The organism is Butyrivibrio sp. INlla21 (genome assembly GCF_900116875.1).
In the GTDB taxonomy this organism is placed as follows: domain Bacteria; phylum Bacillota; class Clostridia; order Lachnospirales; family Lachnospiraceae; genus Butyrivibrio.
The window spans coordinates 91928-115791 of record NZ_FPCC01000007.1 but is presented as its reverse complement, the minus strand read 5'-3'; the positions used below and the strand labels follow the sequence as shown (position 1 = coordinate 115791).

At 43.5% G+C, this 23864-nt stretch carries 22 protein-coding genes and 1 tRNA gene; 7 read left to right on the top strand and 16 right to left on the bottom strand.

Annotation, left to right across the window (positions count from 1 at the left end):
- The first annotated feature begins 1 nt into the window (after nt 1).
- A complete protein-coding gene (locus BM377_RS05960; protein ID WP_143104470.1) occupies nt 2–451 on the top strand; it encodes a hypothetical protein in 450 nt (149 codons plus the stop codon).
- On the opposite strand, the gene BM377_RS05955 is transcribed toward BM377_RS05960, so the two are convergent.
- From BM377_RS05955 to trmB, 3 genes are read right to left on the bottom strand one after another with little or no spacing between them, the layout of a single operon-like run.
- Nucleotides 437–1396, bottom strand: a complete 960-nt coding sequence (locus tag BM377_RS05955) for an SH3 domain-containing protein (RefSeq protein ID WP_092245210.1) — start codon at nt 1394–1396, stop codon at nt 437–439. The genes BM377_RS05960 and BM377_RS05955 overlap by 15 nt on opposite strands.
- Nucleotides 1397–1428: 32 nt before the next feature.
- Nucleotides 1429–1749, bottom strand: a complete 321-nt coding sequence (gene trxA / locus BM377_RS05950) for a thioredoxin (protein ID WP_092245207.1) — start codon at nt 1747–1749, stop codon at nt 1429–1431.
- A gap of 2 nt (nt 1750–1751) precedes the next feature.
- Nucleotides 1752–2402 (bottom strand): tRNA (guanosine(46)-N7)-methyltransferase TrmB, encoded by a 651-nt coding sequence (gene trmB, locus BM377_RS05945; protein ID WP_092245204.1) that lies wholly within the window; start codon nt 2400–2402, stop codon nt 1752–1754.
- A gap of 168 nt (nt 2403–2570) precedes the next feature.
- Between trmB and BM377_RS05940 the strand changes: the two genes are divergently transcribed.
- Nucleotides 2571–3953: a D-alanyl-D-alanine carboxypeptidase family protein gene (locus tag BM377_RS05940; protein WP_242948099.1), complete on the top strand. Its 1383-nt coding sequence runs from the start codon at nt 2571–2573 to the stop codon at nt 3951–3953.
- 39 nt (nt 3954–3992) lie between these two features.
- Here BM377_RS05940 and BM377_RS05935 read toward each other — a convergent pair whose 3' ends face one another.
- A complete protein-coding gene (locus tag BM377_RS05935) occupies nt 3993–4928 on the bottom strand; it encodes a 3'-5' exonuclease (protein WP_092245196.1) in 936 nt (311 codons plus the stop codon).
- 145 nt (nt 4929–5073) lie between these two features.
- Between BM377_RS05935 and BM377_RS05930 the strand changes: the two genes are divergently transcribed.
- Entirely contained in the window at nt 5074–5616 is a 543-nt protein-coding gene (locus tag BM377_RS05930; protein ID WP_092245193.1) for a glutathione peroxidase, read from the top strand.
- Nucleotides 5617–5620: 4 nt separating this feature from the next.
- Here the strand turns inward: BM377_RS05930 and BM377_RS05925 are convergent, their stop codons facing one another.
- From BM377_RS05925 to BM377_RS05915, 3 genes are read right to left on the bottom strand one after another with little or no spacing between them, the layout of a single operon-like run.
- Nucleotides 5621–6430 carry a YlmH/Sll1252 family protein gene (locus tag BM377_RS05925; protein ID WP_092245190.1) on the bottom strand — a complete coding sequence of 270 codons (810 nt, stop codon included), beginning with the start codon at nt 6428–6430 and terminating at the stop codon, nt 5621–5623.
- A 57-nt stretch (nt 6431–6487) separates the two neighbouring features.
- Complete coding sequence (locus BM377_RS05920; RefSeq protein ID WP_092245187.1) at nt 6488–7000, bottom strand: NUDIX hydrolase; 513 nt, start codon at nt 6998–7000, stop codon at nt 6488–6490.
- 48 nt (nt 7001–7048) lie between these two features.
- Entirely contained in the window at nt 7049–9538 is a 2490-nt protein-coding gene (locus BM377_RS05915) for a clostripain-related cysteine peptidase (RefSeq protein WP_092245184.1), read from the bottom strand.
- 200 nt (nt 9539–9738) lie between these two features.
- Between BM377_RS05915 and BM377_RS05910 the strand changes: the two genes are divergently transcribed.
- The gene (locus BM377_RS05910) at nt 9739–9999 is read left to right on the top strand and encodes a GlsB/YeaQ/YmgE family stress response membrane protein (RefSeq protein WP_092245181.1); all 261 of its coding nucleotides are present in this window, start codon (nt 9739–9741) and stop codon (nt 9997–9999) included.
- 191 nt (nt 10000–10190) lie between these two features.
- Here the strand turns inward: BM377_RS05910 and BM377_RS05905 are convergent, their stop codons facing one another.
- From BM377_RS05905 to BM377_RS05875, 7 genes are all read right to left on the bottom strand, one after another.
- Complete coding sequence (locus BM377_RS05905) at nt 10191–11837, bottom strand: ABC transporter ATP-binding protein (RefSeq protein ID WP_092245178.1); 1647 nt, start codon at nt 11835–11837, stop codon at nt 10191–10193.
- A 2-nt stretch (nt 11838–11839) separates the two neighbouring features.
- Complete coding sequence (locus BM377_RS05900) at nt 11840–13666, bottom strand: ABC transporter permease (protein ID WP_092245175.1); 1827 nt, start codon at nt 13664–13666, stop codon at nt 11840–11842.
- A gap of 76 nt (nt 13667–13742) precedes the next feature.
- The gene (locus BM377_RS05895; RefSeq protein WP_242948098.1) at nt 13743–15146 is read right to left on the bottom strand and encodes a hypothetical protein; all 1404 of its coding nucleotides are present in this window, start codon (nt 15144–15146) and stop codon (nt 13743–13745) included.
- A gap of 145 nt (nt 15147–15291) precedes the next feature.
- Nucleotides 15292–16059 carry a response regulator transcription factor gene (locus BM377_RS05890; RefSeq protein ID WP_092245172.1) on the bottom strand — a complete coding sequence of 256 codons (768 nt, stop codon included), beginning with the start codon at nt 16057–16059 and terminating at the stop codon, nt 15292–15294.
- Nucleotides 16060–16080: 21 nt separating this feature from the next.
- Nucleotides 16081–17784, bottom strand: coding sequence for a sensor histidine kinase (locus BM377_RS05885; RefSeq protein WP_092245169.1), 1704 nt, complete (start codon nt 17782–17784; stop codon nt 16081–16083).
- 2 nt (nt 17785–17786) lie between these two features.
- On the bottom strand, nt 17787–18842 hold the full coding sequence (locus BM377_RS05880; protein ID WP_092245166.1) for an extracellular solute-binding protein: 1056 nt from the start codon (nt 18840–18842) through the stop codon (nt 17787–17789).
- A 2-nt stretch (nt 18843–18844) separates the two neighbouring features.
- Nucleotides 18845–19189 (bottom strand): phenylpyruvate tautomerase MIF-related protein, encoded by a 345-nt coding sequence (locus BM377_RS05875; protein WP_092245163.1) that lies wholly within the window; start codon nt 19187–19189, stop codon nt 18845–18847.
- Between the two features lie 175 nt (nt 19190–19364).
- Here BM377_RS05875 and BM377_RS05870 point away from each other — a divergent pair, with 175 nt between their 5' ends.
- From BM377_RS05870 to BM377_RS05860, 3 genes are all read left to right on the top strand, one after another.
- A complete protein-coding gene (locus BM377_RS05870; RefSeq protein ID WP_092245159.1) occupies nt 19365–19892 on the top strand; it encodes a DUF8052 family protein in 528 nt (175 codons plus the stop codon).
- 12 nt (nt 19893–19904) lie between these two features.
- Nucleotides 19905–21644 (top strand): carbon starvation CstA family protein, encoded by a 1740-nt coding sequence (locus BM377_RS05865; RefSeq protein ID WP_092245156.1) that lies wholly within the window; start codon nt 19905–19907, stop codon nt 21642–21644.
- Nucleotides 21645–21940: 296 nt separating this feature from the next.
- Nucleotides 21941–22014: transfer RNA gene (locus tag BM377_RS05860), tRNA-Arg, on the top strand.
- A 154-nt stretch (nt 22015–22168) separates the two neighbouring features.
- On the opposite strand, the gene BM377_RS05855 is transcribed toward BM377_RS05860, so the two are convergent.
- Together BM377_RS05855 and deoD are read right to left on the bottom strand one after the other, a co-directional pair.
- Nucleotides 22169–22975, bottom strand: coding sequence for a CPBP family intramembrane glutamic endopeptidase (locus BM377_RS05855; RefSeq protein WP_092245153.1), 807 nt, complete (start codon nt 22973–22975; stop codon nt 22169–22171).
- 164 nt (nt 22976–23139) lie between these two features.
- A complete protein-coding gene (gene deoD / locus BM377_RS05850) occupies nt 23140–23847 on the bottom strand; it encodes a purine-nucleoside phosphorylase (protein WP_092245149.1) in 708 nt (235 codons plus the stop codon).
- Between the last annotated feature and the right edge of the window lie 17 nt (nt 23848–23864).

Here is a 23864-nt window from a genome sequence, read left to right as displayed (position 1 = left end):
CATGAGCGATAAAAAAATAGACGAACTTCAAAAACTCTATGACAACCCCAAAGTAGGCTCTCTCGTCCAGGAGATATGCGAATACTATGCAACCTTGGACGGTTATGAGGATAATTCATATCGCGATGAGATCGAACCTCACGAGATAGTCGAGTCCGTTTATGGTCTTTTCTGCCTTCAGAGCAGAGAACAGATCCTTGACGAATTTGCTATCGTGCAAAAGCGATACCCAGAGCTCTATGCATGCGTAAGCGCTTTAAGTTCGACTCTGCTTGTCAACATGAATTATCAATCTTTGGAGGAAGAGTATGCCATGAAGATCGCAGATTATGCCAAGGACACATCCAAAGAGGAGGTCCTCAGTCATACAGATTCTTTTTCTCGTTCCAGCAAATCTTTATCTGAAGCGGTTGATCGCTTCTATGGTTGGCTCCACTCAAGGAGTCGTTAAATAATTCATTGATGCGTATAAATATTGGCCTTCGAATTCTACGATTGCCCAGTATCCGCCGCCGTCTACAGCTACTCTCTTAAGCTGTGTGCCCACCTTGGCTACGGCAACAACTTCGCTGCCCTCTTCATTCTTGGGCTTATTCCTTAGGTTAAGATCATTGTTTATGACCGTAACGGTATCATCTACGGCAGTATAGCCTTCCGGAACTTCAAATTTTTTCTGTTCCTCTGCAGGTGATTCGGTCACCACTTCTTCCGGTCCCAAAGCCTCGGGATCTTTATGGAAAAAACCTCCGGCCTTAAATACAACGGCAAGTCCGATCAGTGTAAGAATAACAATTCCCGTCAAGACCGAAGCGATCCTGACAACGATCCTCATAAGTTTATCTTCAGACTCATCATATTCGTCATCGTCATAATCTTCGTCGTAGTCTCTGTCATAATCTCTGTCGTAGTCTTCATCGTCATCGTAACGGTCGTAATCCCTTCTATGAATATCATCTTCATAAAACTCGTCACGAACATCATCCTCGTGGTAATCTTCTCTGCGTTCCCTGCGAGGTCTTTCTCTTCTGGGTCTGATAGCCGGTTCGGGTGCTTTCTCAGGTCTTTTAACCTCTGCAGTCTCCTGTTTCAAAGGATCTTCTTTTTTGGGCGCATTATCCCCACGCTCCTCTTTGACCGTCTCTTTCCCCGGTTCTTTCCTTGCTCTCTCCGCTTTCTGTCTCTCGCGGAAATATGCTTCTCTTTCCTCTTCCGTAAAGAAATTGTACGGATCCTCGATCTCTATGCGGTTTATGACCGTAGTGTCACTCAGGTCCGGTTTCTTTACAGGCTCCTCTTTTACAACAGGACTTTCCTCTTTAACGGGGTCTGTTTGTTCAACGGGATCTGATACGGCTTTTTTCTTATAGTCTTCGAAATTTGTAATCTTATCCGCCAAAACTTTACTCCTCTATAAATAGTGCTGGCTTTTTAAGCCAGCACCTTATCGATTATTCCCTGTAATTTTGTTTTGTTAAGTGCTCCAACCGCTGTGTCTACGACTTCTCCGCCTTTGAAGAATGCAAACATCGGTATGGACATAACATTGTATTTCTGGGCTATGTCGGGTGACTGATCTACATTGATCTTCATAACCTTAAGCTCGCCTTCATACTCCTCGGCAAACTCATCCATCATGGGGGCCATCATCTTGCAAGGCCCACACCAGTCAGCTGAGAAATCAACTAATACCGGCAATTTGCTCTGTAAAACTTCCGCTTCGAAATTCTGGCTGTTTAAACTGTAGTCCATAATTAGGTCCCCTTTCTGCTTACGATGTATTTAAAAATCGGATTGCCCATGGAAGAGAATCTCTCTTCATACTCGGTCATCACGTTGTTCTCGTTCATAACGGGATCGTTATGAAGATCACGCGTGACTGCATCCAATGTCCAACCTGCCGGCTCAACCTCCTCAAGTGCAAAATTAAACAAGTCTTCGTTGTCCGTCTTAAACTCAACCACGCCGTCCGGAACAAGTATCTTGTCGTATCTCTTAAGAAACTCTCTTGAAGGAAGGCGTCTCTTGGCGTGTCTGTCCTTGGGCCAGGGGTCTGAGAAATTAAGATATATTCTGTCGACCTCTGAAGGAGCGAACACGTCGCATATATTCTCCGCATCCATCCTTATAAAAATAACATTGGGAAGAAGGAGCTGTTCCTGCTTCTGGATGGCACGTAAAAGAACACTTGAATATTTCTCTATTCCAACATAATTGATATCGGGATGGAGGGCTGCCATGTCCATGAGAAATCTTCCCTTACCCATTCCTATCTCAATATGGATCTTATTGTCATTACCAAATACCTCTTTTTTCCAGAGGCCTTTCATCTTCTCGGGCTCCTTGACGGTGAACTTACTCTCCGCAATAACTTCTCTTGAACCCGCAATATTACGTAAACGCATTTCTATTCCTACCTGTATATCTTATAAAAGAATTTTACAACATTTGCCCTCGATTTGGAAGTATTGTATTATTTACATACGATGAACAACATACTACATGCGAATTACAGGAAAAAATTAAATAAAATATCTTTAGCCCTTTTGACAATCGCTTTATCGTTTTCTTTTTTGACACAAACCATTTATGCGGAGGAAGAAGTCAAAGAAGGCGATCCCGGTAAGCTGATGGAGGCTGAAGAGAGGAGAGCTCTTCCGATACAGAGCAATCTTATAGACAGCTGGCCTCAGGGGCCTTCCATCAATGCCAAATCAGCCATTGTTATGGAAGCAGAGACCGGTACGATCCTCTATGCCAAGAACATTAATGAAGAGCTGTATCCGGCCAGTACCACCAAGATCATGACTTGTCTTCTCGCTGTTGAAGGCGCCAATCTTAATGATAAGATTAAATTCTCAAACGAGGCCGTTTTCAGTGTTCCTCACGACGGTTCGAGCATCGGAATGGATGTCGGACAGTCAATATCGCTTGAGCAGGCTCTCTACGGAATCATGGTCGGAAGTGCCAACGAAGTTGCCAACGCCGTAGCCGAGCATGTGAGCGGAAGTATAGATGCTTTTGTTGATCTCATGAACAAAAGAGCTGCGGACATCGGATGTACCAACACCCATTTTTCAAACACCAACGGTCTTCAGCGCGCCGATCACTATACCAGCGCCTATGACCTTGCACTTATATCAAGACAGTTTTTTAATAACGAACTTCTCTGTAAGGTGGCAAACACTCCAAGATATCACTTCACGGCTACTTCAACGCAGCCCGATGACTTCTATCTGAATAACAAGCACAAGCTTATTACCGGAGAAGTCAGCTACGAAGGTATCATCGGCGGAAAGACGGGATACACGGATCTTGCAAAAGAAACTCTTGTAACCTGTGCTGAAAAGAACGGAATGAGACTGATCTGCGTTGTCTTCATGGAGGATTCTCCCGAGCAGTTCATTGATACGGTCACTTTGTTTGATTATGCATTCAACAACTTCGGAGCGGTAAATATCGCAGACAACGATACAAGATATATGCCTGATGACTCACTTTTCTTTGAATCGGACAATGACGTTTTCGGTAAGTCCGGTACGATCCTGAGTCTTAACGGTTCCGATAAGGTGATCCTTCCAAAGACCGCCAAGATTGAAGATACTGAATACACGGTCTCATATGACCTCACGGACGAAGATAAAAAGGAAGATCCTTCGGCCGTTGCCAAGATTACTTATACTTATAACAAAACTCCCGTGGGAAAAGCGCTTGTTTCCTACTCAGGACAACAGGGCTCAACCGCCAATGAAGTTCATGCGGCAAAACCGATATTTATAAATGTAAAGATCCTTCTTATTATAGCCGCCGCGATTGTTCTGATCTCGCTGTTCTCAGGTTCGATGTCAACAAAAGTCACATCAAACCGTAAGTTTTCTTCAAAAAGTGATAGGATCAGATATAAACGAAGAAAACGCGAATTCAAGAAATGGCGTTCGGGATCCAGAAAATTCTGATCTGATAATTATATAATTAAAGCCATGATTTTTTAGAGGTCATGGCTTTTGTCTTTTCTTTATTTTTCTTTGTTTGGCCTTCATGTCTTCGACATCTTCAACCGGAATAAATCTGCAGGTCTTTATCACAAAGAGTCTTCCGTTCTCAGCCTTTTTTATCCTAACCTTGGCCTTCATGAATCCGTGCTTCTCGCAATAAGCCACTGCATAATAGTGCTTACCGTTTGGAGTAAACCACTTGACCTTCCTTCGGATGTTCTTTTTACAGAGATAGCATTTGGTGCTCATGATCTCCATATTTTCAAGAATATCCTCTTTGGTGTCAAACTCCCTGGAGATATATTTCTCATAATTATCAAAGATAATCTTGATCTCTTGCTTCTTGGTCTTGGGTGTTACATAGGTGTCAAAAGAGATCTTGCTAAGTATCTTTTCTCCGAAGCCCTTAAATATCTCGGCCGTGTAGATTGCGTCAGAAAGCGCTCTGTGAAAAGGAATATCACTTTCAAGTCCCAATTCTTCCACAGCGGATTCAAGAGATTTTCTGGTCCTTCCGTCGTCATACGCAAGACTGTAAAGCTTTTGAACATCGTAAAAAGGAAGTGGCCTGTCCGAAAGAAGAGGCATTCCGAAGAAATCAAGATTGCGCTGAAACTCGGTCAGATCAAGAGGTCCCCAGCTGCAAAACTTGGGATCTTCGCCGCACCATTCAAGGAAATCCGAAGCTGCTTCCTGAAAAGAAACACCGTCCTCAAGATCTTCCATCGAAAGATGTATCAGTTTCCCCGTTATCTTGTGCATCTGCTTATGTATCTGAGGCTTTATCAGTCTACTGAATTCGCCTACTTTTTTCTTTTCTTCATTAAGTTTAACAGCACCTATCTCAACAATCTCAAAAGAGAGAGTCTTACCGTCAACCGTGACCGGTGCTTCACCCTGATTCCATTCAAGGTCAAAAATAATATAATTACTCATTCCTCATCCGCCTTATATCCTTATTAAACTATAAGGTCCACCAAAAATATTTGCAACAGGTATTGACATTTTAGATTGTGCGCAATATAATTTAGTTAAATCAATTGTTTGTTGTTTTTGTTTTATATTCACGGAGGTATTTACCATGAATTTTTATGATTATTCTGTTACCGATACAAACGGCAACGAGGTTAAACTCGATTCCTTCAAGGATAAGGTCGTGCTCGTTGTAAACACTGCTACGGGCTGCGGCTTTACTCCTCATTACAAGGATATCGAAGAGATGTATGAGAAGTTCCATGACAGAGGCTTTGAAGTTCTTGATATCCCCTGCAACCAGTTCGCAGGTCAGACTCCCGGAACCGATGAAGAGATCCATGAATTCTGTCAGCTTCATTACAACACCAAGTTCCCTCAGATGACCAAGTCTGATGTAAACGGCGAGAATCAGCTTCCTTTATATGAATATCTCAAGTCTCAGAAGGGATTTGAGGGCTTCGGAAAAGGACCTGCTGCCCTTGCCATGAATGTAATGCTCAAGAAGATCGATAAGGATTACAAGAATAATCCCGACATCAAGTGGAACTTCACCAAATTTGTTATTGATAGGAACGGCAACGTTGTTGCTCGTTTTGAGCCCACTCAGAAGATGTCCGATGTAGCTTCATGCGTGGAAAAGCTCTTATAAACCATTAGGCAAAAAGCTTTATCTTTACGAACAACCTGCCTTTTCTTGTTGTATTTGTGGTCCCCAGATATATAAACTTTCCGTGGCCTTTCGCAGACACCCTTGCGCCGGGTTTAAGATCATACCCGCCGCTATATGCCGTCTTTCCGTCGATAAACACCGACTCGGATTCTATCAGTTTCTGAGCCTCCGATCTGGAGAGATGATATACAAAGGCCAGAATTGCATCAATTCGTTCAGAAGCAACACTTCCGCTAACCTCCTCAAATCTGGGCTCCACATTGCAATCACTTACCTTTACCTTTTCACATTTTACCGAGGTATGTCTGATGCGAATCAGCTCCTTGCAGAGCATTTCTGCAATGTCTGATGTCGCAAACAGAAAAGCCTGCCTTTCATCTATAAGGATATCTCCTATCTGATCTCTTTCGATTCCGAGATTCATAACGGATCCAAGATAATCTCTGTGATTAAGATCATCCGCAAACTTCGCGTTTACGGGCCTTATGCGTACACATTCAAGAACCGTCGGTTCCTCTTTTTCTGCCAAAAGAAAACTCTCTTCGTCCAGGTAATCGGGTAAAAAACAGACCATCGCTCGCTCTGCTTCTTTTGCCCCGCCGTAAACAACGAACCTGGCGCCGCAGTATATGTTGCTGTTTGATGAGACTCCTTCGCTTGCAAGTATCTGATAAAAGCAGGCAAGCTCCGACACCGAGAGAAAATCGGTGTGGGTGACAAAGTTATTCATGTATGCCCTTGTTGCCAGATCTTTTATTCGACCTGCGAGGAAATCCCGTGTCTTTTCTTCCAAAACTTATAACCTCTTTAAATAATGCTGCGAGCGACCCGTGGGCCGCCCGCAGAGTAATTATTCGTCTATCTTATTAAGTATTGCTTTGTAATCCAGTTTTTTCCCATTAAGTACCGCTTCCTTAAGTCTGTCGTTTATGTCATAAGAAAGCTTTAGGGAAAAGAAATCTTTGCTGTCTTCCAGAAGCTTTAAAAAGATCTTGTCTCCGTCCCAGAGATTTAAATTGAATACATCACTCTTTTTGACCCATGAAAGTTCCCCTTCATCGCACTCTTTTGGCTCCGAGTCCGGGGCTTTTGCCGTGAACAGGGACATGAGCTCATAGTCGCCCTTGTCGGAAATAAAAGTTACAACGGCCCTGTATTTTATCTTCTCTTCTTTGATGTCATATCCCGTTTCCTCGAAGATTTCTCTTTTTATGCAGTCCTCGGGACTTTCGTTTTCCTCAAAATGACCTCCGACGCCGATCCACTTGTCTTTGTTTATGTCATTCTTTTTGGAAACCCTATGCATCATTAGGTACATGTCATCTCTTTCAAGATAACAAAGTGTTGTCAAACAGCGGTCCATGTAATTCTCCGAAAAGTTTATTATGATCTGCCGGCCTTTTGGCATTTATCAGTGCTCAAGTGCAGGTGTCCAGTAGTCCTGACCGAAGATGTCGGTAAAGCGATATGTCTCAAGCACTTTTCCCTCTCCAACGGATACGTTGCTGATCTCCATATCGGACATTTTGCCCTTTACGACCATCTGCTCTCCGAGAAGGTAACTATCTTGGTATTTCTTGTCATATGTATAATAATCGCAGACAAAGTCAATGGTATCGCCCTCTTCAAGCTCTGTGTAATTCTTGGCGATAGTCTCTGTCTCGTCGTCCTTGTAATCTCTTACCGCACCTGCAACATAGCCGTCTTCGTTCTGTGAATCAAACACGATGATAAGGTTTGAAGGCTCCTCGTTGAGAAGACAGGGAACGCGACCTGTTATCTGATATGCACTGCTGTCTCCCTGAACGTCGACAACATAGTAAGGAACAACCTGGCCGTCGATCGCAAGCCATGTCTTGTCGTTCTGAGACTTAAGGTTTCCTTTGTCATCAAACTCAAAGACATTGTCCATTCCAAGATCGATGTAGCCCTCACCGTCATCATAGAACATGTTGAGTGCGAGGTTCTCAACCTTGGACCACTGGTCTTCGGTTAATGAAATAACATCTTCGCCGTTATCGTTGGTTGTCCAGATAAGTGCTTCGGGATTAAATCTGTTGTCTGCTATATACTGCGCGGTCTTTTCAATATCAAGGTCTCTTCCGAAGAAGTCTGTGTTTGAAGATGAAAGACCTGAAATGCTGCTAAAGTCACTTGAAAGGAAGGTTGAAAGGAGCTGTCCTATAAGCTCCGCTGAAGATCCGCCGCCTGAACTGCTTGGCATATCTCCGAAAAGAGAAGGCATCGGGCTCTGCGTTCCGCCGCCTGCAACCTGTCCTGCTGTTCCGAGCTGAGCAAAGTTCTGAATGCACTTTGCATAATCTTCGTCCATTCCTATAACCTGGTAAGTATTTACCATCGAATCAACCTTACTTCCTGTCTTGTAAGGGAAGTAGATTGAAAGACCGTATGCGTTGGTCATGTTACTGCTTGTCTTGTTGTATTTGATGGCTCCGCGAAGAACATCGGCAAGTTCCTTGGCTTCTTTTGTATCCATCTTGTTTGCGAAGTCGATAAGGTCGACCTGATCGATCCTTGACTGTGCAAATTCTCTCGTGCTGCTTCTTGCCTTTGATACTGTCGCAAACTCATTTTGCTTAATGAGATTTGTTGTATCCTTGGAGAAATCGGCAAGCTCTGTAGGAACTGTCTGTGAAAGCTCCGCAAGATCAATCATTGAGAGCGTTGTCTTTTGTCCCGGACATGTCTGAGCGCATGCTGCCGTAAAGGAATCAATGATATTCTTTCCGATATCAAGAGTTTCCATTGACGTGTTGCTTCCAAATGCAGTAAGCCAATCTGTATAGTACCAGCCTACACCCGGCTCTGTCTCCTCGGATGCGATGAGGTAATCTGCATAGTTGGAAACTACAAGAGCGTTCTCAACCGTTGCCATAAGGCATGTATCAAATCCGACAAAGTCAAAATTAACTCCGCCGTCTTTAAGTGCTGTGTTTATACCAGCAAGTGACATTGCTCCCGCTGAAACGAAGCGCTCGTCATAGCCGTAGCCGCCTGTCGATCCGCCGCCGTGATTCCAGAAAATAAGCTCATATCTGTCTGCGGGAAAGTTCTTTGCAGACCATTTGATATAGGCTGAAAGAGTATCGGGCTTGGTCATAGGAAGGTTTCCTACATTATCAACCAAAAGAGACATCTTTCCGTCTTTGATCTGATATATCTGGTTCGTTTTGCTAGAAACCACATTATTCTGCCACTGTCTGCAGCCGCCCGTATATACTAGGAGGTTAATGTTGTTTCCAATATTGGCCTTTAACATCTCCTGAAGATCCTTGGATGCCATGCCGCCTCTTGACTCAAGGTCCGCTCCGCACATGTACATCATGATAGTAACGGTATCCTGTCCGTTTCCTTTGATAACAGTGCGCTTAGCTCTTGCCTTGGGATCAACCTCTCTGTTGAGTGTGCCTGTGTTGGCATCACCGCTCCATGCAGCAGAGCTTACGTTTGCTCCGGAGTATGAACCCATTCCTCCGCCAAAGAGCTGTGCAAGAGTAGAAAGCCCCGAGCCCATCTGTGAAGAGTCGCTTGGAGTTGTCGCAACATTGGGTGTTGTTCCTGTGGTTGTTCCTTGTTGCTGCGATATTGTAGGTCCCTGAGAAGGTGCCGTTCCTGTCTGCGAACCGCCACCACCAAGTAATGTGCTCAGGCCTCCGCCGCCTCCAAGGAATAATACAAGTAATATTATTATCATGAAAAACGGACTTCTTCCGGATGATCGTCTCATTCCTTCATCATCGCCGGAAGACTGCGGACCCTGTGACATTCCGCCGCCCTGTCCTACAGGCCCTGTTCCCAGGCCTTCGCCTCTTTTATGGACGCCTGATCCACCTTCGGTTATTTTCTTTTTTCTTCCAACAGGTCTGTTCTCGTTATCCATGTCGTTCCTCCAAAAAAGTTGTTCATACACGCAAACCATAATCATATATGATATACGGATTGCTCCGTTTTTACTTTTTGCCCCTATATCATACATATTATCACAATTTTATGCTATATTTATCTATGAAATGACATGAATTAAGCTTATAGTTATTATCATTTCAAATATTTAAATCAGGTTATAGGAGGAGCATAAAAATGTTCGCAGTAAGTACTTTTGTTTCATCTATTATCATGGCAATTATTATCGGCGGCATTGCAGGTTGGGCAGCCGGACAGATCATGAAGTCCAACGGAAGCCTTGTAAGAAATATTATTCTTGGAATTGTCGGTGCTTTTGTCGGTAATCTTGTTCTTGGACTCATCGGTATTCACGGTTCAGGTTTCCTTGGTTCGATAATCGTTTCAACCATTGGCGCCTGCATCGTTATCTACCTCGGAAGAGTTCTATCCAAGTAAGACGGAAGCTGTTAGTTTTTGCGTTCGGTCTAAAATGCGCAGTTCTCGGACGAGCAGATGATTTACGTAATGAAAAAAGCAGGAAAATGTCGATTTCTATGAGTAACACGAAATGAGACATTTTCCTGCTTTTAAATTACAGTAAATCACTGCGCAGCCGAAAACAAGTATTTTAGACTAACGCAAATATCTTACAACTCCAGTTTACCTGCACAGATAAGCTTTCCTGAGCGGCGATCGAAAAGAAGGATATCGTTTCCGTTTATACTGATCTTCTCTTCCTGTCCGATCTTGTAGATAACTCCGCCGAAGATTACTCCCGTAAGGAGGAATTCACCTATGCAAAGCTTAAGTGTTGACTCCATTCCGGTAGGCATCGCACCGTAAACAGTTGTGTCGAGCTTTCCGTTTGGATCTATGTCTATTGCCTCGGGACGAATGCCGATAACGAAATCTTCATCGGTTATAACAGGCTCGTCCATGATGCTGTCATCCTCTTCCTCAACCTTTTGGATGTGATACTTAAATACCTCATCCTTGTTGCTCTTTTCAACAGCACCCTTTTTCATAAGTCTCTGTCTTTCAAGCTCGAGCTTATCCTCAGCTTCTTTATCTCTCTGAGCTCTCCACTCATCAAGGTTAAGACTATCATTCGGAACGAATTTTGCCTTGATTCCTCCGAGGATATCAAGAGAAACGCTTCCGTCTGCCTGCTGGCTTCCTTTTCCGTCAACAAAGTTCATTGAAGGATTTCCGACGAAATCTGCTACGAAAAGATTTGAAGGTCTGTTGTAAACTTCCAAAGGAGCCGCATACTGCTGAAGAACGCCGTTGTTGATAAGGCAGATTCTTGTTGCAAGTGTCATGGCTTCCATCTGATCGTGTGTTACGTATACAAAGGTGCTTCCTGTCTCGACATGGAGTCTTTGAAGCTCGTATCTCATCTCAAGACGAAGCTTGGCGTCAAGGTTTGACAAAGGCTCATCCATGAAAAGAACCTGTGGCTCGGGAGCAAGTGTACGTGCAATCGCAACTCTCTGCTGCTGTCCACCCGAAAGCTCCGCGGGATATCTGTCCATGAACATTCCGATCTTAACTATTCTTGAACAAGCTCTGACTCTTGAATCTATCTCTTCTTTTGTAAGCTTTCTTACTTCTTCGACAACTACTCCGTTCTTAACCACTTCGAATTTGTCATTAAGCTCTTTTGAATCCTTGCTGTATTTTTCTTTTATTGAAGCGAGCTTAGCCTCGTATTCGGAAAGCTTGGATTTTGCTGCAGCTGCTGCATCCTGCGCACCCTGAATATTTAATCCGTAAAGTTCTTTTGCGGTAAAGATTGAAAGGCTGTAATTATCGATAAGCTTAACGTAAGCTTTGTTTTCATCGAGCTTACCGTTCTTATCCCTGCACTCTTCCACAATCTCTTTTACCTTGTTACCGTTCTGAAGAGCTCTTATCATGTCGGCAGTCTGCTTAGCTTCGATATCAACGACGGGCATTTTCTCGTTGATGTTCTTAAGGCCGAATGCGATGTTCTCATATACGGTCATGTTGGGCCAGAGCGCGTAGTTCTGGAAAAGGAAGCCGACTCTTCTTTTGTTGGCGGGAATGTTTATGCCCGCATTAGAGTCAAACACAACCTTATCTCCTATTGTGATCTTTCCTTCGGTCGGAGTCTCAAGACCTGCGATCATTCGAAGGATCGTAGTCTTACCGCAGCCCGAAGGTCCAAGGAGTGTGATAAAAGAGTTGTTTGGTATATTAAGGCTTACATTATCTACGCCAAAGAATTTTCCCCAGCGTTTTGTTATATTCTCTAAAATGATTTCCGGCATGATTACTTTCCTCCTATGCCACTGTCAAGGCTTGCGCCCGTCAGCTTATTAACCAGTGTGTTAAATACTAAGATTGTCACGATAAGTATCAGGTTTATCGCACTTGAGAATGCGTATAGTCCCATCTCATCGAAATAGTCGAGTGTTGTCGAAAGGATAAAGCCTTGCGTGCAGAGAAGAAGGAACAATGACAACTCTCGAAGGCACGTCATGAACGGAAGCAGATATCCGCTTATGATCGACGATTTCTGGATAGGAATGATGATCCTTGTCATTCTCTTTATCCAAGGTGTGTCCATGATGACCGCAGCCTCTTCAAGCTCGTTGCTTATCTGGAGCATGGAGTTAAGTGAACTCCTCGATGCAAAAGGAATGTACTTAACCACACCTGCGATGATAAGCAGTGTGTATGTGTTAAAGAGGTTGATGTGCTCATTGGAGAACAGGATAAAGAATGCTGCTCCTACCGCTATTGATGGCATAAGGTAAGGCAAGAATGCCACGTTGTTGACGTAATTGGCCCACTTGCTTCTTCTCTTTTTGGCAACTGCGTAGCCGATAAGTGTTCCGATGGTTCCTGCGATGAGTGCACAGACAACTGCAAGGAACAGGGTTCCGAAGAATGCATGCCATATTGTATTGTTATACAGAATTCCGGATTGACCGTACATTCCGTTTTCAGTCACGTTTTCGTTTGTAACCCACCACTTTGTTGTAAGATGAGCCAGGTTTCCTGTGTAAAGGAAGCTGTAATCACCGGGGTTGGGAAGGAAGGTCTCTAGTGCAAAAAGAACTATCGGCCAAATACTTGTGAAGAATGTAATGAGAATGAAAACGATTCCCACAATGTATTTTCCCATCTTTCCGATGGTAAGCTTGGTGAGCTGTCCGGATTTTCCGGTAACCGTTGTATAGTTCTTGCGGCTCTTTAAGCTCATCTGGTTCATTCCAAGGATCAGCACACCGAATACCATCATGATGATCGCAAGGATACTTGCTTCACCGGTGTAGGTGCTGTTCATTGAAATGTACTTGGTTGAAAGTGTTGTAAGGTTTAAGTAGTGCGGAACGGGATAACTTCCCATTGCGCTTCCGAATACCAAAAGTATTGTTGAGAGAATGGCGGGCTTGATCATGGGAAGTGTTACTTTGAACATTATCTTCCACTTGGGTGTATCAAGAATTGTTGCCGCCTCCTCAAGGTTTGCATCCATGTTCTTGAATATTCCGCCAATCAGGATGTAAGCAAAAGGTGCGTAGTGAAGGCCGAGTACCATTGCACTTGGGAATACTCCCTGGCACCACCAGTTTGGGAAGTACACATGGAATATTGCTGCCAAAAGCCCGTCGCTTGTTCCCGTTACTTTGTTGGAATAGAACATGTGCTGCCATACTACAGCGAGTGTCCACTGTGGCATGATATAAGGAAAAATAAAGATCGAGCTTAGGTATTTCTTGAATTTCATGTCGGTTCTTGTTACCAGGAAGGCAAACAATCCACCGAATAAAATAGAAATGATACAGGTAAGTACCGAAAGGATCACCGTGTTAAGAAGCGGTGTCCACAGATTGGCTCTGGCCAGTCTGCTGGTAAAAAGATCGATGTAGTTTACTATCGTATAGCCCGAAACTTTTTTGGTCAGATGCTGATCGATGGTTCCGGGATGGATACTGAATGTATCTTTTACAATTGCTATGATAGGTGCGACAGTACTAAAGGTTAAAACAATCCCAAACAGCAAAAGTATTATGTTCTGAGGTTGGGAAAACCAAGTCTTTACCTTATTTTTGAAAATCGCACTTTTGTCTGGTTTTGCGATTGCTTGCATTTTTTACCTCTTTTCCTTAAAAAGGGATGCCACTTATTTAGGAAAAAGCGACATCCCTTTGATTTTCACTTAAGAATCACTCTCCGGGTGTATAGTGGTCGAGAACGTCGATCCAGCTTCCTACTGAGAAGGATACTTCTGAACAATATACGGGATCCTCAAGTATGAGCTCGCCGTTTGTTGTCCACCAGTCATATCCGCGGTCGTTCTTTGCAGGGAACTCATCTCCGCCGCCCTGTGAGTGATGGAATGTAGCTTCGATCTCTTCTGCAACCTTAGGATTGGATGAATATCCGCCCATGTCTTTGCCCCATGCTTCAAATCCCTGCTCTGTGCAAGTCATGAAAGCGATGAATGCGCATGATGTCCAAGGAAGAGGACTGTTCTTTGTAAGGAAGAGGTAGTGGCAATAGCCGTATCCGCCGATTCCTGTGTAGCCGTCTTCGTATGCTGCAACTTTGATGTTGTTAACAGACACTGTTGCTGACTCTTCTACAGAGCGAAGCTTTGAGTAAACAAGAAGTCCTGCCTGATCCTTTGCGGATGCATCTACAAGTGTGTTGCAGATAGGGCCGTCATCTGTCTGCTCGTTGTAGCTGTTAACCCAGAGCTTGATCCATGCAAGAGCGTATGCTCCGTTTGCGCCAAGTCCGAGGTCGTTGGCGTCAGCCTGCATAGCCTTGATAGTGGGCTCGAAGTATGCCTTCTTGGTATCGTCGAGCTTGTCGTATGCTTCTTTGAGCCATGTAGCGTACTTGTCTTCTGTGAGCATCATAAGGAAGTTCTTTCCTACGATCTCGGAATCAACACCCATGAAAAGAGGATGTGCTCCGTCATATACGAAGTCCCAACAGTTGTTGTATGTTGCGCTTCCTGTGCTGTTGTACATAAATACCTTGTTAAGTGTCTGAAGAGGAAGGAATCCCTCATAAGAATCCGCAGACGTATTATTTGCTTCAGCCCACTCCTTAGGAATAAAGGTCTTTAAGATATCTGTGTCGACCATCTTGGACTGAATCTGATTTCCGTCCTGGATAAGTGTCATAGCGAAAGTACCTTCGCTCTTAAGTGAATCTGATGTGAGCTGCTCGAAGATCTTGTTGTTCTTGGGCTGCTGCCACTCAAATTCCATTGAATATGAAGAATCGATTGACTGTAAGTACTCAATAAATAACGGAAGTGCTGATTTTCCGCGGCTGGAATTACCTACGCCGTAGAAAGTCTTGCCGTTAGACTCCTCAATAGCCTTAGCTGCAAGTTCTTCCATTGTCATTGTCTCTGCCTCTGCGATGATGGCATCAATGCCTGTAAGCTCAGCTGCGGGAGCTGCGCTGTCTGCTGCTGTGTCAGCAGGTGCGTCTGCCGCCGGTGCTGCCTGATCGCCTGCAGGTGCTGTGTTTGCTGCTGTATTTCCGCAGCCTGCGAGAGCAGTTACTACCATTGTGAATGTCAGAATAGCTGATAATACTTTCTTTTTCACTTTTCTTCCTCCTTTGATTCCAATTAAAAATGGATGCATCAAGCGTGTATTTACTTGATACATCCATTTTAGTTGTGCATATTAGTCATTTATATAAGACAAATCTGATATTATTTGTTGAATAATGACATCTTTCGTTTTTGGCTTATTCAAGCCCTTTTGCCTGGTAATCAGAGGGAGATTTTCCGACAAGTTTTTTAAACGTGTTGGAAAAATATGCTATATCCTGATATCCAACCTTCTCGGCAACTTCATATACCTTGACCTGAACGTTCTTAAGATGGTTCATGGCCTTTCTGATTCGATATCTTGTGAGGTAGTTTCCGATACTGATATCTGTCTCCGCTTTAAAGAGTCTGCTGATATGACCTTCGCTCACGCCCATGGACTCCGCAAGTTTTCCAAGCGCAAAATCCGCATCCGAAAAATGATTTTCGATGTATTCGATCGCGCTCTGAACATACCTGTTTGAGATATCCTCTTTTTTCTTAAGATTTATAAGCTCGTCTTCAAGCAGGGCATCGTCAGCATTCGAAGTCATCGGATGTAGGTGAAGGAGCTTTTGAACGGAGCCTTCGAGCTCACCGTCCTTAAAAGGTTTCAAAAGATAATCCGAAACGCCGAGTTTTATCGCAGCTCTTGCATACTCAAATTCATCATATGCCGTAAGGAATATTATCTTGGTGTTGGGAAATCTTTCGTGAATCTTTTCCGCAAGCTCAATTCCCGTCATCTTAGGCATCTTGATGTCTGAGATAATTAGATCCGGTCTGTGCTTGATCGCCAGCTCATACGCCATCTCGCCGTTGGACGCCTCAGCCACAACTTCGCAGCCGATAAGGTCCCAGTCGGTTTCCGTTATTATGCCTTGCCTTACATTTTTTTCATCATCTACTATCATTACCGATGTCATCGTTTTCTCTTTTCTCCATTGTTATGGCTGATCCTCTGAGTAGGGAAGCGTTACTATCATTACGGTTCCGCCCTCGGATGGCCTAAATGCCATGACTCCGTACTCTTTTCCGTAGTACAATCTTATGATGGTATTGACATTGTTTAGTCCGAGGTGCCCTTTTAATGTTTCAACGTCGTCGTTGTTGAGCGCATTGAGCATCTCGTCGCTGATTCCTTTTCCGTTATCCTGAACGGATATCTTAAGAAGGTTGTTTCCGTTTGCTGTGTCATGAACGGCAGCAACGTAGATATGTCCGTCATCCATCTCTTCCATTCCGTGAATGATGGCGTTTTCTACAATCGGCTGCAATATCAGTTTAGGTATGACTGCGTTCATAACATCTTCCGGCACATCTATCGTTATGTCAAATTTATCATCAAATCTTATCTTCTGAATATCGCAATAATTCTGAACAAGTTCAAGCTCATTTGATAATTTGCAGAACTGTTTTTCGGAAATTCCCGTCCTTAGTATTCCCGCAAGCGACGAAGAAAGTGTGGCTACTTCGTTTACTCCGTGCGCCTTGGCAACCCACTTTATGGTATCGAGGGTATTATAAAGAAAATGCGGATTTAACTGTGCCTGCATCATCTTTATTCTTGTCTCGTTTACGTTTCTTTCAGCCTCGACTCTCTCTTCCATGGTGGTCTTAAGCTGCGTGGTCATTTTGTTAAAGCCCGTCGCGAGCTGCTCGAATTCGTCGTCTCTTTCAAGCTCGATCTTGGTGTCAAAATCACCTTTTCTAAATCTCTTCATCGCCGATGAAAGCGCCGCTATCGGCTTTGAGAAGTACTCGCTCATCCTCGATGCGACCAACAAGCATACAAGTACGCTTATGATAGAGAGTATAACGACAATCTGATATCCGGCTCTTGCCGCTCCTTCGCCTAGCGCGGGCGGTGTAACATATATGCACAAAAGACCTGTATCCGCAAGCTCTGTGATATATATGTTGTTGGTGCTTCCGAAGGTATATTTCTGTCCTATAAGGAAATTCTTCCTGATACCGGAAAGCTCGCTTCCGTCTTCTGCCGTTCCAAGCAAACATATGGGTCTTAAGAAACCTGTTGTAAGCATGAGACCGTCTTTGGAATTTATCTCTTTGCTAAGTCTCTCTTTTACCGCGTTTTGTTCTATTCTTATTACAATATATCCGTTCTCTGCGCCTTCCGTGATCCGTCTTGCCATCAAAAGAGCCGCTCCTCTTTCCGATGAGGATCTCGGATCAAGCGAATAAACGGTTTTTCCTTTTTGTGTTTGTGCCTGTCCAAGGACGGAATAATTCTGCGGAAGATCTTTGCTTCCGGTGTCTGTCCAGGTGCTGTAAAGGCACCGGCCACCCTTGTATATTCCGACTCCCGCAAAATCTCTAATTCCTCTTGAGGCTTCGTAGAGTGACGTATATATATCAAGAGAATTGGAGTAGTCGTTTTCAATCGTTGCTTTTATGACTCTGCTTTTTGAGAGCTTATCAAGCGCTTCCTCGGACATCTTTAGGTCGCGTTCCATATTCTTTTTTATCACAGAAAACTGCTCGAGATCTCTTTTTTCATAATCGGAAGACAGTTTTGTAAGGAATCCCTGTATCGTAAGTATTCCGCCGATGATGACAAGAGCAAGTGTTACGGCTAGGAATATCACGAATATCTGCCTTTTGAAGGACTGTTTTATCACACCTTTCATACTCAGTCCTCCCCGCCTTCAAGCTCATTCCAGATCTTGAACACTTCTTCCTCTTTGGCCGCCGACTCTTTTATATCCAATCTTATAAAAGAAGCTTCTCCAAAATCTTTGGTAAGTTCAACGTCTTTTCGCACTGGTCTTCTGTAGAAGTTTTCCATTGCGTATTTCTGTGTATCGTAGCCGACAACAAAATCTATGAATTTTCCGGCGTTGTAGCTGTGCGGCGCGTTCTTTACCATCGCGCATCCGTCCGGAATGGCGCTGGTTCCGTCCTCCGGATATATAAGTGCTATGTCGTATCCGAGCGCCATATATTTCTTGGCTGTCTCTTCGAGTGTTATTCCTATAAGAAACGTTCCGTCGGAAACATCGGGAATAACTTCTCCCGACGAATCAAGAATATTTTCTCCGAGCTGCTCGTAGAATCTTGGCACCAGTTCTTTTGACTCTTCTCCAAGAATCTGTTCCATTGTAAAAAGAATGGTATAGCTGGTTCCCGAGTTTTTGATATCGGCAAATGCAATCTGACCTTTCCATTTCTCGTCAAAAAGATCGCTCCATTTTCTCGGAACTTCGCTGGGACGAACAAGCTTCTTATTATAGATAAACACTATCGGGAGTTCCGTGAAGACCGTCCATGAATTATCGAAAGCAGCGTAGGTCCTATCGAGAGCCTCAATGCTCTCTGCCTTGTATGGCATAAAAAAATCTTTCTGCGCTTCGAAGCTTTCGATTCCGCCTCCAAACATGATGTCACACTCTCCGTTTTCGGAGGCTTCTCTCGCCTGCCTCATCATCTCGGTTGTTCCGCCTGCGTGAACGTCGACCCAGATGCCGGTTCGGCTTTCGAATTCTCGGATGATGGGAAGGTAAACTTCTTCTTTATGTGACGTGTACACTATAAGCTGATTATCTTCAGGGACGGCATATTTTTGTGATATGTAATCAATGCTTTTGTCCCTTCCGCTTTGCGCGCATGCCGAAAGCAGCAGTGTTGCCACTGCTGTCAAAAGCGCTATCGCCGGCTTATGTAAATGTCCGATTACTTTTTCATACACTTTTAGAAGTTACTTCCGTTCCATCCCCAGTCGTCTGCGGGAGTATATTTTACGTATATATTATCGGGCGCGATTGAAAGAACCTGTCCGAATATTTCCGTTATCTTGGCTGTGAGTTTTTTAAAGGCATCTTTGTTGGGTCCGCCAAACACCATTACTTCCACAAATGCCATTGGCTTTGAATTGTCGCCTTTAAAATAAAGATGGTATCCGTCTTCAAATCCTGTCATGAGCCAGCTTTCGCTCTTTCCGGGGATTATCGAGATGGCCTGTCCGAGCTTTTCCTTAAGCTTTTTTTCCTGATCGGGTGTAATCTTAACGCTTATCTTTGAGTTTATAAAAGGCATTTTCTTTTCTCCTGTATTTTTTTATTTTCATTTTACTCACTTTTTTTGTACATTACAAAATTAATGTTTTATCCATTATATTAATTTTATTATCTTGCAATAACACGTCATCGTGGTAAAGTAAAAAGTGGACTATCTTTTCCACATCCATAAATTTGACCTGAAAGGTGATGAGATGATTTCATCAGACATGTATTTGAAGGAGCTTCTGCTCCGATATCAGGCAAGTTTCGATATCACAGAAAACTTTACTATAGGAGATTGTACATTTCCTGCATATGCATGGTTTCATTCTCTGAGCGAGAAATACGTTCTTAAGAGGGAAGCTCAGCTTTGGGCTGTCACGATTTTCGAGCACGTCTTTTTTATAAAAAAAGAGTCCGTTGATTGTGGCGATCTTGAGAAGCTGCTCGATTTAATAAGGGAGTCGATCGAGCCTGTTCTCGTTAGGAAAAATGAAAAATACCCGGAAAAGGACCATATGTGTTCTTATCTGACTTTTGTCATTATCAGCGATAAAGCTCCTGACGCCGCTACCAAAAAGGCGATCAAGAAATTTAAGTTTGATAAGGGTTACCTCTTTAATTTTAGAGGACACAGCGAAGCCAGGCTTGCGGTCACATCGACCGATACGCAGGAAGTGCTCACAAATTATGGCGGAAAAGAGCTAAAAAGTATGTTGTGTGATATCTACAAAAATTAGGAGGAAAAAAGTATGAATGCAGCAGTATTATTAATCATCAGCATTGTCGTTCTTGCTGTGGGATATGTTCTCTACGGCGGATGGCTTGCTAAACAGTGGGGTGTTGATCCAAGTCGTAAGACACCTGCACATGAGCTTGAGGACGGTCTTGACTATGTTCCCGCCAAAGCACCTGTGCTTATGGGTCACCACTTCTCATCAATCGCCGGAGCAGGCCCTATCAACGGACCTATTCAGGCAGCCGTTTTCGGATGGGTTCCTGTTCTTTTATGGGTACTTATCGGCGGTATCTTCTTTGGTGGCGTACATGACTTCGGAGCTCTTTTTGCTTCACTTCGCCACAAGGGTCAGTCAATCGGTGAGATCATCGATGATTCAATGGGTAAGACAGCAAAGAAGCTGTTCATCACGTTCGGCTACCTTACACTTCTTCTTGTAGTTGCAGCTTTCTCATCGATCGTTGCAAGTACATTCGGTATTACAACAGCAGCAGGCGCTGCAGTTGAAGGTGCTACTTTGGCAGCTAACCAGTCAACAGCCATGATCTCTATTTTATTCATTCTTTTGGCTATCGTTTTTGGTTTCTTTGTATACAGAAAGAATGCTCCTATCGGAATCTCTTCCGTTATCGGATGCGTTGGCATTATTGCCGTAGTTTTCATCGGACTTAACTTCCACCCCATTGCACTTACTTACAATGCATGGATGTGGATTCTCGGAGCATATATCCTTATAGCTTCCGTAACTCCTGTCTGGATTCTTCTTCAGCCAAGAGATTACCTTAGCTCATTCCTTCTTTATTTCATGATCGCAGCCGGAATCATTGCGATCATTGGTTCAGTAGTTACAGGTAACAGCTCTTTTGCTATTCCTGCTATGGGCGACGCAGCACTTAAGGGAACAGGCGTATTCACAACAGGTACTGCTTTCCCTGCACTTTTCGTTACAATCGCATGTGGTGCTATTTCAGGTTTCCACTCTCTCGTTTCTTCAGGAACAACTGCTAAGCAGCTTGATAACGAGAAGGATGCCAAGCCCGTTGCATTTGGTTCAATGCTTATCGAGTGTGTTGTTGCTGTTATTTCACTTTGCGCAGTAGGTTTTGTATGGGTTGCTGCAGCCAACGGTGATTACGCAAGCCCCACACAGGTATTCGCAGGCGGCCTTTCAGCAATGATCGGTTCTTTCGCACCCGGTGCACAGAACATGATGTATCAGCTTCTTATCCTTGCTGTTTCTGTATTCTGTCTCACATCTCTTGATACAGCTACTCGTCTTGCAAGATACATGTTCCAGGAGTTCTTCGTAGAAAACGGACAGACAGTCAAAGATCTTACAGGATATAAGAAAGTTCTTGCCAATCCTTACGTTGCTACAGCAATCACTGTTGTACTCGGTGTAAGCCTTGGTATGACAGGATACACCAAGATCTGGCCTCTCTTCGGAGCAGCTAACCAGCTTCTTGCAGCAATCGGACTCCTTGCTGTTTGCACATGGCTCGGTGCTGTAGGTAAGAACAACAAGATGTTCTACATCCCTATGGTATTCATGCTTGCAGTTACAATCTGCTCACTTGTTCAGACAATCCAGGCTAAGCTCACAGCTTACAACTCAGGCGCTGCTGATGTATGGGCACTTATCCAGGCTCTCATCGCAATCCTTCTGGTTGTACTTTCTGTAATCCTTGCTGTTATCGGAGCTAAGACTCTTATCCAGCAGTTCAAGAACAAGGATAAAAAAGAGGCAGCTTGATAGTTCTTTAGAATAATAGGACTCCATATTTCAACTTAGTTGATTTTTCGCCGGGCTTAAGAGATTGATGATAATTCAGTCCATGCCCGGCGATTCCTTTTTGTTGATTTGGCCTCAATAATGTGCTAATATACATAAGTCATGTTTCCGTAGCTCAGCAGGATAGAGCGTCCGCCTCCTAAGCGGTACGTTAATTGCTCATAATCCGCTTGGTTATTGGGTTTTGACAATTTTATAAGTGAGTGACAATGAGTGACACCATTTTTCTATGGTCGTCAACTCCTTGATAACACTAAGTCCACGTAGCTCAGCAGGATAGAGCGTTCGCCTCCTAAGCGAAAGGCCGGAGGTTCGAATCCTCTCGTGGACGCTGAGAAGTCCTATAAATAGGGCTTCTCTTTTTGTCAATTTACTCTTAATATCTTCGAGTGTTGCTTTGGGGTGAGAAATAGAAATAAGAATATATAAAAAAGCATGCACGTTTGGAGAATGTGCATGCTTTTTATTATTGATAAATGTGGCAATTATTTGCGGGCAATTTCGCCGGCAGGTGTTTCTTTTTTATTCTTGAACATTTTGTTTAGCTGTACTATTGCTGATATGAATACAACTACGCAAATGGTAACTTCCAACACGCCATAGAGCAAAGATTCATCAAGTACCGGGTTGGTATTTAACACATACCAGAAACTACCTGTGAAGTCCACGAGTCCATGGAGTATGATACACGGCCAGATGTTCTTGGTGCGATAATAGATAATGCAGAAAAAACAACCGAGCAGTGTAGCATAAATTACCTGAGCCATTACTGATACGAAATATTCAGGATTGCCGATCAGATTGGTCAAATGAATGAGTCCAAATACTGATGATGAAAGCACCATTGAAGCAATTACGCCCTTCTTGGTATTTCCAAAGCGATCTAAGAATGCATTAAAAAAGAATCCCCTGAATGTAAGCTCTTCTAAAACTCCGGTTCCCATCTCGCTGAAAAACAAACCAATAATGGAAGGCATGGCAGATGCTAAAGGTATCTCTGGAATCTGGTATTCCATTATGAGATTCAAGATGATCACTATCCACATTGCGGCGCCATATACGAATAGTCCTTTTTTCAAGTTATTTGTAGATGGAGTGATGCTTTTCTTGTACATCTTCCTGATAATAAGATTGCTGATGAGCAACAATATTAACCTGAGTGCTAATTCACCCAGTCCGATAAATGGTTCAGAAGGTACAAGCGTGGCAATAAGAGTATCACCAAAGAACATGCATCCGATTGAAATGGCTAGTCCTAATATTAGTCCAAATAGTAGTTTAAGATTTTCCATTTTTTACTCTATTCCTTTCTATAGATTATTTTAATTGTTTAGTTGTACTATTCCCCTAGTACAATAACGCCCTCTTTCTATTTTGTCAACACCTATCCGTAAACAATAAAAAAGAAGCCCTGAGAACTACGTTCCCAAGGCCTCTATACATTTCAATATTGTGATCAAAGCTGGATTGCTGTCTTAAGTGCAATCTCCATCATATCCGTAAAGCCTGTCTCTCTCTCTTTTGCTGAGAGCTCTCCCTCTTTGAAGAGGTGATCTGAAACAGTAAGTATTGTGAGCGCGTTCTTCTTGGCTTCTGCTGCATTCATGTAGAGCGCAACTGTTTCCATCTCTACTGCGAGAGCACCCATATTCTTGTAGAGCTCACTCTCGTTGCACTTCTTGTAGAAAGCATCTGATGAAAGAACGTTTCCAACGTGGTATCTTACGTTCTTCTCTTTTGCTATTGCTACAGCCTTCTCAAGGATGTCATAGCTTGCTGTAGGACAGAATGTTCCGGGAAGTCCGTACTGGAATCCGTAGTTGGAATCAGTGTGGGCACCCATAGCAAATATGATGTCCATAACGTTGACGTCTTCCTTGAGTCCTCCTGCACTTCCTACTCTGATGATGTTGTCTACATCATAGAAGTTGTAAAGCTCATATGTATAAATACCGATTGAGGGAATTCCCATTCCGTGTCCCATGACAGAAACTTCTTTTCCCTGATACTTACCGGTAAATCCAAGCATTCCTCTTACTTCGTTAAAGCACTTGATGTCTGTAAGAAAATTCTCTGCGATAAACTTTGCTCTTAAAGGATCACCCGGCATAAGGACGGTCTTTGCAATATCTCCTTTTTCAGCACTGTTGTGAGGTGTTGCCATATCTATTCTCCTTTCAT

Coding starts and splice junctions, on each gene's coding strand:
- BM377_RS05960 (WP_143104470.1), top strand. CDS start 2: ATGAGCGATAAAAAAATAGACGAACTTCAAAAACTCTATGACAACCCC.
- trxA (WP_092245207.1), bottom strand. CDS start 1,749: ATGGACTACAGTTTAAACAGCCAGAATTTCGAAGCGGAAGTTTTACAG.
- trmB (WP_092245204.1), bottom strand. CDS start 2,402: ATGCGTTTACGTAATATTGCGGGTTCAAGAGAAGTTATTGCGGAGAGT.
- BM377_RS05935 (WP_092245196.1), bottom strand. CDS start 4,928: ATGAGTAATTATATTATTTTTGACCTTGAATGGAATCAGGGTGAAGCA.
- BM377_RS05930 (WP_092245193.1), top strand. CDS start 5,074: ATGAATTTTTATGATTATTCTGTTACCGATACAAACGGCAACGAGGTT.
- BM377_RS05920 (WP_092245187.1), bottom strand. CDS start 7,000: ATGGACCGCTGTTTGACAACACTTTGTTATCTTGAAAGAGATGACATG.
- BM377_RS05915 (WP_092245184.1), bottom strand. CDS start 9,538: ATGGATAACGAGAACAGACCTGTTGGAAGAAAAAAGAAAATAACCGAA.
- BM377_RS05910 (WP_092245181.1), top strand. CDS start 9,739: ATGTTCGCAGTAAGTACTTTTGTTTCATCTATTATCATGGCAATTATT.
- BM377_RS05905 (WP_092245178.1), bottom strand. CDS start 11,837: ATGCCGGAAATCATTTTAGAGAATATAACAAAACGCTGGGGAAAATTC.
- BM377_RS05900 (WP_092245175.1), bottom strand. CDS start 13,666: ATGCAAGCAATCGCAAAACCAGACAAAAGTGCGATTTTCAAAAATAAG.
- BM377_RS05890 (WP_092245172.1), bottom strand. CDS start 16,059: ATGACATCGGTAATGATAGTAGATGATGAAAAAAATGTAAGGCAAGGC.
- BM377_RS05885 (WP_092245169.1), bottom strand. CDS start 17,784: ATGAAAGGTGTGATAAAACAGTCCTTCAAAAGGCAGATATTCGTGATA.
- BM377_RS05875 (WP_092245163.1), bottom strand. CDS start 19,189: ATGCCTTTTATAAACTCAAAGATAAGCGTTAAGATTACACCCGATCAG.
- BM377_RS05870 (WP_092245159.1), top strand. CDS start 19,365: ATGATTTCATCAGACATGTATTTGAAGGAGCTTCTGCTCCGATATCAG.
- BM377_RS05865 (WP_092245156.1), top strand. CDS start 19,905: ATGAATGCAGCAGTATTATTAATCATCAGCATTGTCGTTCTTGCTGTG.
- BM377_RS05855 (WP_092245153.1), bottom strand. CDS start 22,975: ATGGAAAATCTTAAACTACTATTTGGACTAATATTAGGACTAGCCATT.
- deoD (WP_092245149.1), bottom strand. CDS start 23,847: ATGGCAACACCTCACAACAGTGCTGAAAAAGGAGATATTGCAAAGACC.